Source organism: Candidatus Zixiibacteriota bacterium (genome assembly GCA_036480375.1).
In the GTDB taxonomy this organism is placed as follows: Bacteria; Zixibacteria; MSB-5A5; order GN15; family JAAZOE01; genus JAZGGI01.
In genome coordinates, this window is record JAZGGI010000010.1 from 35,867 (window position 1) to 49,021 (window position 13,155).

Consider the following 13,155-nt stretch of genomic DNA (forward strand, 5'->3'; position numbering starts at 1 on the left):
TTGACAATTTTGGCCTAAATGTTTAACTTATAACGCATAAAGGGATCAAACAGGAATATAAAAGGAGTGACTATCGAACTTAGTTAAAGGGTAATTGAAACGAAGTTTTTATTTAGGGTCAGGATTTGACCGCAAAATGAAATAGTAATTTATGTTGCACCCTTTGATTACGGTTGGATAGTAGATTGTCCGGCCGTGTTCGGGCTTTGCCCGGGACATGGTTTTTTTTGTGCTAAAAAGAAACGCGCTCACATATTTAGTTCTTATTGTCCTTTCATTTACCGGAAACTCGATTTGCCGGGCCGAATCATCCGCCAACGCGCATTATCCTGATTTTGAAATCGACTATATCGCCGATAACCATATTTCGATAAAGTATTCCCCCTTATATTCAAACGATTATTCTTCAATAAGACGTTTGGCGCGACATAATTACAACGGTAAAGAGGTATTGGGCCGTTCGGTATTAGTCGTGGTTCCGGAGTGGGGCGAAATGAACTTCACTTTCAATTTTAAAAAAGTCGGAGCATTAGGGTTTGATAATAAGGGTGACTATGTGTCCGAGCAGTCGCCGCTGGTCGTCAAACATTCAGAATTTATGGCCCGGGGGCACAGAATAGTCAGATTTTTGATATTTCCTCAGAGAATAGAAGAGACTGGACTGGGCTCCTATGATGATTTTGCGATAGATGTTTATTTTGAGAAAACCGCGCGCTCTTCTTCCCTTGTTGAGAAGCAAGCGCGTTTGGATTCTCTTTTGGCTCGGACCGTGATTAACGACAGGCAATTTTTCTCATTCGGCGCTTCCCGAAATAATATGGTGGTTTATAAGCCTGTTGAATCCAATTTTGGAAACGCCACGAAATGGCTGAAAATCGCGGTTGATGAATACGGTGTTTATCGAATTACCGGAAGTGATTTGGTCAATGTTGGCGTAAATCTTTCAGGTCTATCTTCTGATTCATTGCGGTTATTTTACGGAGGCGGAAAAAATCCTCCGATCGGATTTTCGGAATCATTGCCCGAGTTATATGAAATTCCCGTGGATATTATTGACGGCGGTGACGGCGTCTTCAATTCGGGAGATTATATTTTGTTTTACGGTCAGGCGGTAAATCGATATGATTACTTTCAGGATCCCCCGGGTTACATCAGGAATATTTATAATCGGCTGAATTATTACTGGCTGGCGGTCGGCGGCGATCATTCGTCTTCGCCTTTGCGCTGGCGGCAAATTGTGTCTGAGAATGGGACGCCTGATTTGACATTAAATAATTTCAGACAGCTCAAAATGGTTGAGCAGGATCATGATTTACGGGTTGATAGCGACGGCCATATCCGCAATTACTATACCTGGTACTGGTCGAATATGCCCAATGTTACGGCATCTTTTAGTCTCGATAATCCGGCTCCCGATGATATTATAGAAATAGAGATGGCGGCTATCGCCAATTTTTCAGGATCATCTCTTGTGCTGAACGGAACCGAGATGACTCGAACGACCGGCTCGGGAACAGTATACAAATATGAGGTCAATTCCGATGCCGGTTCCGCGGGATTGAATACCGCACAAGTTTCGTTGCAGCCAAATATTCGCGGAACCTATCTTGATTATCTAAGCGTTAATTATCCGCAGATTTTGGAATATGCGAATCCTCAATTGGCTTTCAGTTCCTTTACCTATTCGGGGCTGATTAAATACCATATCGCTAATGTTGGACAATTTTCGCGAGTACTGGATATTACACTTCCGGACGATCCGGCCATCATTGAAAATATGAGCTTGTCAGGCGATACTGCAGAATTTCAGATGATGGTGGGAGATGATATATCGCGTTTTGTATTATTCTCTGAGTATGACGTTTTACAGCCAGAATGGATTAGAAATTGGGAAGGTGAAAATCTACGAAATGATATTTCTCAATACGATTGTATTATTGTGGGGCCAGGCGGATTTGCAGGGGCCGTTGATGAATATGTATCGTATCGGCAGGGGCAAGGATATAGCCTGAAGCCTGTCGCCGTGGAAGATATTTATGATCAATTCGGATTCGGTCTGGAATCTCCTCTCGCGATACGTAACTATCTGAAATTCGCCTACGAAAATTTCGCCTCTCCGGCTCCATATGCCGTTCTATTGGTGGGGGACGGTCATTATGATTTTCTGGATAATATGGAGCATCATTCTCCTTCGTATATGCCTCCCTTTATCTGGGAATTTGATCATTCGGCCGGAGATGACAATTTTGTCTATTTTGGCGATTTTGCTATGCTTGATTCGGACAGCAGTTACGTCATCAATTCTGACCGGGGCTGGGATATGATGGTTGCTCGCTGGCCGGTGAGGTCTTCTTATGAAGTTTCCTCCTATATTGAGAAAGTAAAACGATATGAATCGGAAGAGAATCAGGGCATTTGGAGAAGCAAAGTTACTTTTGTCGCTGATGATGAGTTTAAGAGTAATTATACGGGAGAGATAATTCATACCGCCCAAGCGGAGACGCTGGCGGTATTTCATACGCCTCCTGAAATTACAAAGCAGAAAATTTATGCCACTGAATATTCTTTCGCCTCCAGCGGCGAAAAGCCGATGGTCAATGATGCTATCGTCAAGACTATAAACGAAGGGACGCTAATTATAAATTACATTGGGCATGGTTCTCCGGATGTTTGGGCTGATGAGCATATATTCAAGAAAAATTCTGATCTGGGACGGCTGCGCAATCTTGATAAACCGGTTATCGTAATCGCCGGCTCATGTTCCATAGGAAAATTCGATCAACCCTCCAAAGAGGGTATGGCGGAGATGATATTCCGCCAGGAAAACGGCGCTATTGAAACCGTCTCGGCGACGCGGCTCGTCTACTCGAGGGATAACGCTATTTTCAGTTACGATTTGTATGATGCCGTTTTTGGTGGTTCCAAAAATATAACGGAAGCGGTATTCGCAGCCAAGCTCTTGCATCAATACGAACGGTCAGAGCAGGTTAATCTTCTTCGGAACGACCGTTCTTATGTCGTTTTTGGCGATCCGCTCGGGGATATGGGAATCCCCGAATATAAAATAACTATTAATCCGACGTCCGCGAGTACGCTGGTACCATTGGAGAATTTTGAATTTTCAGGCGAGGTCGTCGATAACGATGATAATATTGTCGTGGTAGATGGGTTAGTCAACGTGGACGTTTATGATTCTCGATTTGTCCGCCATCACCCCATGGGAATGGATTATTCTCTCGGCGGCCCGCGGATTTTCAGCGGTGTTTTTGAAGTCAGTTCCGGCCGGTTTGAGGGAGGATTTATTGTCCCTCTGGATATTGATTATGGTGGCAATGCCGCGCAGATATCATGTTTTGGATCTTTCGGTATCGGCTCCGCTCTGGGATGTCTCGATTCTATAGAAATTTCCCAAAACGCAGGAACGACGACGGATAATGACGGTCCCGTAATTGAATATACATTTGAGGAAAATCCTGATTTTGTAAATGGAGGAAGAATTCCTTCAAATGCAACTCTTGTTCTAAATATCGCCGATAATTCGGGAATTAATCTCACCGGCGGATTGGGGCATAGGATTGAATTGACAATCGATAACGATAATAACTCGACTTTGAATTTAACCGATTATTTTGCGTATAATCAGGGCAGTTATCAGGAAGGTCAAATAAGTTACCGCCTGCCGGAATTAACGCCGGAGAAGCATATTTTCAGGGTAAAAGTATGGGATAACGCCAACAATCCGGGTATAATCGAGTTTGAGGTATTATCTTCTCAGGCAGGCAGTATCACCATTCACAATGTCTTAAACTATCCCAATCCGATGGAAGAATCGACTGAATTTTATTTTGAATTGAGCGAACCCGCGGAATGGGCGGAACTAAAGATATTTACGCTGGCGGGCCGCCAAATAAAAACGCTTCGTGAGACGGATTTGAATTGCGGTCGAAATCGCCGCTTTTTCTGGAATGGGCGCGACCTCGATAGCGATCGTATCGCCGAGGGAGTCTATCTTTATAAAATTACGGTAAAAGGTAAGGTGTTTTCCAGCGGTAGAACTACCGATAACTTGACCGAGGCATTCGGTAAACTGGTTTTACTGAATTAAACGGAAAATTTTGTTCTAAATAATCTATTTTGGAGATGGAAATTATGAAGAAGGTACACATCCTGTTAATTCTCACCGCCGCATTAATGTTATCGACCTCACAATCGGTTTTGGCGGGAGTTTCCGACGCGGCGGTATTGTATCTGCGAGTCGCCGCGGGGGCGCGCCCGGGAGGAATGGGAGAAGCATTCGTGTCCGTGGCTGATGACGCTACGGCTACCTATTGGAATCCCGCCGGTTTGGGTAACGCGCCTATAGCGGGAATACTGAAAACGGAGAAATTTCCATCTCGTTTTGGCGAGATTTCGGATGTCATAACGCTCAAGAGAAAATCGGGCCAGGAAAATTGGTTTATCGCCGGAAACAGCCTGATAATGTACGATGGAATCTCCTGGAAGACCGGCAAAGAATATGTGACTTCATCGGATCAGACCTTAACTGATTTTGTCAATAGTATTGTTTCGATTAAAAGCGATGAACAGGCCGAATTGATGTCCCACAAAATCGTCGAGGTAAATTGTTGGGTTACCGAAGCCGAGGTTAGTAGTTTTATCGAATCGGTCAGGTCAAAAATCCCGGATGATTATAAAGAGCTGGACGTATTGAATAAAGGGCTTGATACTCTGGCCGCCGGATATAAACTTTGCCTTCTCAAACCGGATCGATTCAAAGATTTAAGAAATAAACTAAATGACGGTCTCAAAGATGAAACTTTGTCTTCCGATGAACTGGATCGCGTCACCTTTTCTATTGAGCAGGCGGTATCACGTTTTCTTCCCAGTCGTTTGACGGTACCTTTCTCATCGGCTATAGACGGCAAACTAACCTGCCTGGGTAAAACAGCGGGATATCTATGGGTTGGAACCGATAAGGGATTGTTTCGCTTATCCGGTATGCAATGGGCCAATTTTACGACTGATGAAGGATTGCCTTCCAATGAAATTACGGTTTTAAGCGACGCTGGAGATCATATTCTGATAGGTACTACCAATGGTTTGGCCAAATATTATCACGGTTCCTTCGTTACCTACGAAACGCTTCCGCAGAGCGCGGTTCAGGCGGTTACGATGGCTACGCCGATTAACGCCTATGCCGTAATTGATGGCATAATCTATTGTTTCAATGGCTCGGAATGGTCGGATAGTTATGATTATACGGTGCGTATTGATGATTCGATTGAAGATATCGCTCGTAGGTCGGCGATCTACGGGACGCCTTCCGAGGTGGAAAGCATTATCGGCCGGATTCGTGAATTGAACGCGGGATCTGCCCAAATAGCTACTGATGAAGTCTCCGCAGATGTCGAACAGACCGAAGATGCCTCTCTGGAAGCCGAACCGGGAACGGAAGAAACAGATACAACGGCCAATGAAAATGCCGAAATATTAGCTGAGCAGTCTGATGAAACAATAGTCGAAGGCGCATCGGATCTCTGGTTTTCCGAGGGCAATGTCATCCAGATTCCTTATTCGGTCGGTTTGAGATTCGATGTTACAGAGATGGCAGTTGGTGGTGCAGTCCCAAAAGATTTATGGGAGAATACAGGTGGTGCCCCATCTAATATACTCTGGATTGGTACAAAGAGCGGTTTATTATCCTTTTACGGTGATAAATGGGTACGGTTTGGATATGCCGAATTTTCGATACCTGTCGGAGATGCTGATGGCGAAGTTGCGTCTATGACTGTGTCGGATATCGCGGCCAAATTCATACCCGATGGTAATCCCGATAAAATCGCCGTCCTGGCGTCCAATATAAGTGATTATAATGACCTCGATGGAGAAGAGGTTGAACCGGGCCGAACGGTTTATGTTTATAATTCAAACATCGGATCGTCGATTCGTTCAATCGGATTTGTTAATAGTAAAATATATGTCGGAACCGAATACGGCCTCGAAACAAGAGGTTCTTCGGGTTGGGAACCGGTTGATTTTGAAGGCCTTGATCGGAAACAGGTCATTGATTGTTATGATTATGAAGGTCAATCATACTATGTGTCAACCGAGGGTATTACCAGCGAAAGTGAGGGGCAGCGTGAGATAGTTTTCATGCATGTCAACTGGCTGCCGTCGTTTAATCTCGATATTTATTATGATTTTCTATCTTATGTCCATCATAAGCGCGGTTTGGGTACATTTGGAATCAGTGTAATTTATTTAAATTACGGTAGTATCCCTGGAAGAGACGAAAGCGGGAATGAAACGGGTACTCTCACTCCTTTTGAAATTGCAATTTCAGCATCGTATGGTACTTCCATTAATTCCAGACTCAAATGGGGTATGACAGGCAGGTTTATCCATTCCCGGCTTTCTCCTCAGGGTGCCGGCCTCGAGATGGGTTCAGGTATCGCTTCGACTTTCTCCGTGGATATGGGTATTCTATATAAAGTGACGCGGAAGCTCCAATTTGGAGCGGCGATAACCAATGTTGGTCCCGATATTACTTATATCGATGCAGATCAATCGGATGCCTTACCTCGTAACATCGGTATAGGATTATCTTATAAAGTATGGGACAGTCCGTATAACAGCCTGATGGTTCAGGGTGAAATTAACAAAATCCTGGTCGGCGTAGATCGCGATTTCAAAACTGAATTGGAATACGCCATTCGCCATATTGGTTTTGAATATTGGTACGCCAAATTTATCGCTCTGCGGGCCGGGTATAAGTATGATAAAGAAGGACAGGTTAAGCATTTGACGTTTGGCGCCGGATTGAAATTGAATCTGCTGCGTCTTGATTTTGCTTATGTGCCGTCTTCAATAGATTCACCGTTAGCCAACACATTGAGAATATCTGCTACGGTAACATTTTAGGTTGATAAGGGGACGATTTCCCCTTATCATTGCTTACACAAAATTCAAACATCATGGGATGATGATTAAAAAATTCTTATACGCTATCAGCATCATTTTTCTGCTCAGCGGCTACTTGTGCGCTGATGATGTCCTCAGGATAAAAGACAAGCAAACAATTATTAACACCGATGAAATTACCGGCAAAAAAGGATTTTATTCCGGGCGGGCTCAGGAAAATTTTCTAAATCTGAAGCGGGATAAACCGTACGGTTTGCCAAAAGCGGCTTTGTCGGCCGGGACGGTCGATACCATCAGTATCCTCGCGCTTCGCATCGGTTTTATTTATGAAGGAACCGATGACCCGACTACAACCGGCCGGGGCAATTTCGACACTCGCGACAGCGCGACGTTTGTCAATGACGAAGGTCATTGGCTCGATCCGGCCCCTCATAACAAGCATTATTTTGAAGCTCATTTAAGGTCTTTGAGCCATTACTGGTCGGTTGTCAGCAATGGCAAGCTTCACATTGAATACGAAGTCTGGCCGAACGGCGCCGATGAAGATATCGGCTATTACCTTTTGGATCATTCAATGAGCTATTACGGTGAACAGCCTCCGAATTGGGGTCTGGGTGAATTTTTCCATAATGCCATAACTCGGGCGCATGACGTTGACGGTGATAATTTTGATTTCAGAGATACGCGCGGTAATAAGAAAGCGATTATTCTGTTTCATGCCGGAGCGGACCGCCAGACTGATCTGTCGTTTTCGGCCACGCCGACGCCCAATGATCTTTTTACTGGGTTTGTTACCTTTGATTCATTAAATTACTTAATTCTCGATGCTGACACCATCGTCGAAGGCATCATTATGCCCGAGACGATGGCGCAGGATAATCGCATCACGGTCATGAACGCCGTCATGGCGCATGAATTCGGGCATCAGCTGGGGTTAATCGATCTTTATAATACCGGTAGTTCGCCATTTTTGAGCCAGATGGGCGATTTTGCCTTGATGGACAATAACGGTTTGAATACGGCAGCGTATATTGATGAATTCGGAACGGGCGCGTTCGGAACGGTTCCGATCTTTCCGTGTGCCTGGTCGCGGGCTTTTTTGGGATTTGAAGAAGTGGTCGAATATCGGGAAGGAACATGGATTGAATTGGCGGCGGTGAAGATGGAAACGGAAAATATCAAGATCGTCAAAATTCCGATATCCGCGACTGAGTATTACCTTTTAGAAAATCGACGTTCCGATATTGACGGGAATCTTGACGGTCTCAGGGTTGATAGCACTTCCAATGTCATTTTGTGGCCGGTTAAAGTTCAGGATATTCTCGATGGCGACAGCATCATTACCGTTATGACTCCGGTTGCGGAATATGATGTTTATCTTCCGGGAAGCGGGGCGGGGATTGCGATCTGGCATGTCGATGAAGCCGTGGCGGCCATGGATTATTATCCGTTCGATATTCATGAAAATAATTTTCAGGCCAATACTTTGCAATGGGATCGCAACCGACGGTTCATACGTTTAGTTGAAGCGGACGGACTTATAGATTTTGGCGGCAATTATTCCCGGGGTTACGGGGTAGCGGAAGATTTATTTTATGCCGGTAATAATAGTACGTTCGGTTCATATACAAATCCCCCTTCGATATCAAACAGCGGCGGATATACTCATATAAAAGTTGAAAACATATCCGAAGCGGATATGGTGATGACGTTTGATATCGTCAAGGAAAAGATGGCCGATAATTTTCCGCGGCGGATGTCGATTCCTTATGATCCTGATTTATCGCCCATCGCCGCCGATCTGGACGGCGACGGCAATGATGAAATCATCGCGGTATCCGGTGATAAATTATTGGCGATGAGGCCGGATGGCCGGGACTATATGGACCCTTATGATTCACTGCTTGACAATGACATGATCCTGAGCGTGATAAATATCGATACCGATGTCAATATCTTCCGTCCGACGGATACTCAGTATGCGTCAATGCCGCTGTTTGCACAATTGCCTCTCGGTAATATAATTACCAAACCGATTGTAGCGGAAATTCTGGATACAACTCTGGTCATGGTCGGGGCGAGCAATGGCTGGATTTATTCATATCTGCCGTTTACCGATGTGACCACTTCACCGGGAAAATATCGAGCCAAGCTCCATTCGCTTCGTTCTTTGCAGGGCTCGGCCGGAGTCAGTTCCATAATAGTTGACGATGAGAACAATATCATCTACGGTTTTTATTTCGACGGAAATATTTTAGCCGCGCCGTATGACAGTATTGCATCGTTTGTTCAGCCGACTTTCGTGCGGATGCCAATGATTGTCGGCGTATGTAAATATGGCGGCGGTATGGCGGTACTATATGACAGACACGATTATTCGATTTTATATCAAACGCGATTCGCGCCATTTGCCGATTTGACTGATTCGTTTTTTATCGACAGCGTAATTATCGATGAAACCGATTTCCACAGGTCTCCAATAGCATCTGATTTTAATCGTGATGGGATTGATGAAATTATAATTGTTTCGGAAAGCGGCCAGGTTTTTGCTTATAGTTTTACCGCAGATGATATAGTTGACTATGACGAATTGAATATACAGACCGGAGATACGGTCGCGTCCGATCCGGCCATAGCTGATAGGGATAATGACGGATTTCCGGAACTTTATATTCCCGGAATCAATAAAATATATGGATATGATCGATACGGAACGGCGATGACTGATTTTCCCCTGGATATTGATTTTGATCGCCCCGGACAGGTTATTATTGGCGGGCCGATTATATCGGATATCAACGGGGATAATATTATTGATGTGGCGGTAATCGGATTGGATTCGATCATCTATGAGCGAACGATACCGGCTTTTTATATCATGTATCCCGATACGATTAATTATCCCGATTCGGCGATTGTTATTGATACCGTATTGGATTATGCCTATTACAATTATTACAGCAATCTCTATGCGATAACACCCGGATACGGAATTTTACCGGGTTATCCGACTCCGGCGGGGATGCTGGGAATGAGACAGGTTAATGATACGATCAACGGCATCGGAACACCACTTCATGTTCGGAACGGTTCCGGCGGACTGCTGGTAACTTTCGGCGGTGATGGCTGGATGGATGCCTGGGATTGCGACTGGTCGGATATCAGCGCCGGTTGGCCGATGAGCGGAGGTTATGCCGACGGTTCGGGATATACGCCCTTAGATTCTTTGGGTCAGGAAAAAGTGCTGGCGGATTTGCTTCCGGAATCGAGTTTTTATAATTATCCCAATCCGGCTTCCGGTGAGAAGACCACGATTCGATTTTATGTCAATCAACCGGCGCGGGTGACGGTTTCGATGTTTGACGCCACGGGCGATTTAGTTGAGGAAAAATTCACCGAGGTCGCCGACGGCAATCGCAATGTCGAGATTGATTGGTATCTTTCGGGCGTGGCTTCGGGGATTTACCATTGCCGGGTCGAAGCGGCGCCGATGGCTGGCGGGGATACGGAAGTAGCCTTTACAACCATTGCCATTGTTAGATAGGATTACTGGAGGATGCATCTATGAATGTGAGATTTGTTTCAATCTACAGTACACTTATGCTGGCATGTGTTTGTTCATGTTCTTTATGTTATGCTTCCGATGAAATAAATCCTCCATATACAAATAACGGATCCGGGTTTTCGATCAATCAATATTTGAATGAAATCAATTCTTATTCAGTTCTGACATTAAATGATGACGATGGAAACGATAAAGGCAAGACTTTGAATTTTCGCGAGGGCGTCCAAAAAGAAAAAAAATCAAGCGGCCATAAAAGCCCGGTTAGGGCGTTTATTTATTCTGCCATAATTCCGGGAGCGGGACAGATGTATAACGGCTCCAAAATTAAAGCAGTGGCGTTTTTGGGATTGGAGGCGCTGGCCTGGACCGGCCATATTATCTACAACGGCAAGGGCGATGACAAGACAACGGCCTATGAGACTTATGCCAATACTAATTGGAGCGAGGGAACATACAGTGATTGGTTGGAAATGCACTGGGGTTATAGAGATGATGAGTTAGTTCTGAATGATCGCGGATTTCCGCTTTTTACTCATCATTTACCAGACACCAGGACTCAGCAATATTATGAGATGATAGGTAAGTACAATCAGTTTGTTTACGGCTGGGCGGATGTCAATTATCAAGATTCCGACGGGGACCCGCACCCTGGAACTTATTCGGCAATGCGGATGCATTATGAAACGATGCGGCATGATGCCAATAAAATGTATGATAAGGCGACGACTTCGATTGTTGTTTCGATGATTAATCATGTTATCTCCGGATTTGAAGCGGCTCTGGCGGCCCGAAGCCATAATAAAAACCTGGATACACTGGCAAATAAAGTTTCGGTCAAAGCCCATACGGCGCAATTGAATGATGAATATTTTCCAATGTTAACAATGACATATAAATTTTAGGATGATATGAACAAGATATTTTTATCTATAGCGTTAGTATTATTGATATTCGCGGGTAATTGTCTGGCGGTGGAGTTTTCTTTCAATTCATCGAGTGTGATTAAGCCGTTTCCTCCAATATCAAGGCATTTCCTTATGTCAGGACTGAGCGATACCGGCAAGACTTTTCTCGATATGTCCCAGCCCGAATCGGATAAAAGCAAATTGTCCATGAAGAAGGCTTTGTTTCTATCCATTCTTATCCCAGGAGCGGGAGAATATTATGCCGGTTCCAGGTTCAAAGGTCAGGTATTTTTGGGAGTCGAGGCGGCTATCTGGAGCGGTTTTATTGCCTATCGTGTTTACGGCGGATGGAAAAAGGATGACTATTTGTCGCTTGCTTCCGCTTATGGCGGAGTCAATACGTCCGGTAAAGATGATGTTTTTTATGATATGGTTGGATTTTATGATAATCGGGATGAATACAATCAATTCGGCCGTTTATATCATCCCGACCGACCGTATTACCCCGATACTGATGAATACGATTGGCAATGGGATTCGGAAGAGCGGCGTCTGAGATACAAAGAATTGAAAGATCAGGCCAAGACCGCTTTTCGCAATTCGACTTTTCTTATCGGTCTGGCGATTGCCAATCGGGTTGTTTCTGCTATTGATACCTACCGGACGGTTAAATCGGCCAAGAAAAAAGTAAGTTCATTAACGCAATTTGGCGAATATCATATGAAAGTGTCACCAAAGATCTTTGGGAGGAATCCCGAGATTAAATTATCTTTGACGCGGAAGTTTTGAGATGCGACCGGCGGTAATTATCTGTCTGATAATTCTCGTTTCATGCGGTGGTAACGCGCCGCCTCCCGTTCCGGATAATATTAATAGCTCGATTACAGGACCTGTTTCTCTCATTTTTGAAAATAAAATTTCCGGGCGGATATTGACACATGATTTACTGCAGCCTTCCGGTCTGGCGATTGATACACGAGGCGATATATATATAAGCGATAATGGCAATCATCGTATAATAAAGCTTGATCAGAATTTAAAGACGATTCGTGATTACGGCGGCTATGGGACAGGTATGGGACGTCTGCAAAACCCGAATGATTTATTCGTTGATCGGGTACTCAATCTTTATGTTCTCGATACCGGAAACAGGCGCGTGGTACATCTTGACGCCAATTTGAATTTTGTCGAGGAAATTATCCCGGAAGACGACCCCGAAGAGATTATATCAACGTTGACCTACTATTCGGGTTTGGCAGTGTCGCCGATGGGGGAATTGACGGTAGCCGACTATGATAATTCGCGCCTTATCCGGATGGATAATTTTAATCATTTCAGTCGGTACATCGGTGATTTTGGATACGGCCAGGGAACGCTTCTTAATCCAAAATCGCTGGCACTCGATCAGGATGGTAATCATTATGTCGCCGATATGGGAAACAAACGCATCGCCGTTTTTGATGATTATGGAAATTTCATTCGGCAAATTGGAAGTCAAATGCTTGAAAGTCCCGAAGCGGTGGCGGTTGGAAACAATGGTTTGGTCTGGGTATCAGATAGTCGGTTAAGGACAATTATGGCTTTTCATAATTCCGGAAAACTAATATTTGACGGCCTTAAAGAAATGAGTCCGGATACAAAATTGGATAATGTACAAGCCCTGACGGTAACTCCCGATGGCAAGTTATTTGTTGCCAATACCGGTAATAACGAAATTTTAATCTACCGTATAATTTATGAGGCCAATAAGGATTAATCCGGATA

Annotated in this window: 6 protein-coding genes; all 6 read left to right on the forward strand. The window is 44.5% G+C overall.

Translation table 11 applies throughout. The annotated features are described in order from the left end of the window. Window positions 1-229 precede the first annotated feature (229 nt). From porU to V3V99_02280, 6 genes are read left to right on the forward strand one after another with little or no spacing between them, the layout of a single operon-like run. Window positions 230-4,105, forward strand: a complete 3,876-nt coding sequence (gene porU, locus V3V99_02255; protein ID MEE9441475.1) for a type IX secretion system sortase PorU — start codon at window positions 230-232, stop codon at window positions 4,103-4,105. Between the two features lie 44 nt (window positions 4,106-4,149). Then, a complete protein-coding gene (locus V3V99_02260; GenBank protein ID MEE9441476.1) occupies window positions 4,150-6,921 on the forward strand; it encodes a PorV/PorQ family protein in 2,772 nt (923 codons plus the stop codon). Window positions 6,922-6,979: 58 nt separating this feature from the next. Next, window positions 6,980-10,465: a T9SS type A sorting domain-containing protein gene (locus V3V99_02265; protein MEE9441477.1), complete on the forward strand. Its 3,486-nt coding sequence runs from the start codon at window positions 6,980-6,982 to the stop codon at window positions 10,463-10,465. A 20-nt stretch (window positions 10,466-10,485) separates the two neighbouring features. Continuing rightward, on the forward strand, window positions 10,486-11,388 hold the full coding sequence (locus V3V99_02270; protein ID MEE9441478.1) for a DUF5683 domain-containing protein: 903 nt from the start codon (window positions 10,486-10,488) through the stop codon (window positions 11,386-11,388). A gap of 6 nt (window positions 11,389-11,394) precedes the next feature. Further along, the gene (locus tag V3V99_02275) at window positions 11,395-12,180 is read left to right on the forward strand and encodes a hypothetical protein (protein ID MEE9441479.1); all 786 of its coding nucleotides are present in this window, start codon (window positions 11,395-11,397) and stop codon (window positions 12,178-12,180) included. A 1-nt stretch (window position 12,181) separates the two neighbouring features. Continuing rightward, on the forward strand, window positions 12,182-13,147 hold the full coding sequence (locus V3V99_02280; GenBank protein ID MEE9441480.1) for an NHL repeat-containing protein: 966 nt from the start codon (window positions 12,182-12,184) through the stop codon (window positions 13,145-13,147). Window positions 13,148-13,155: the final 8 nt, after the last annotated feature.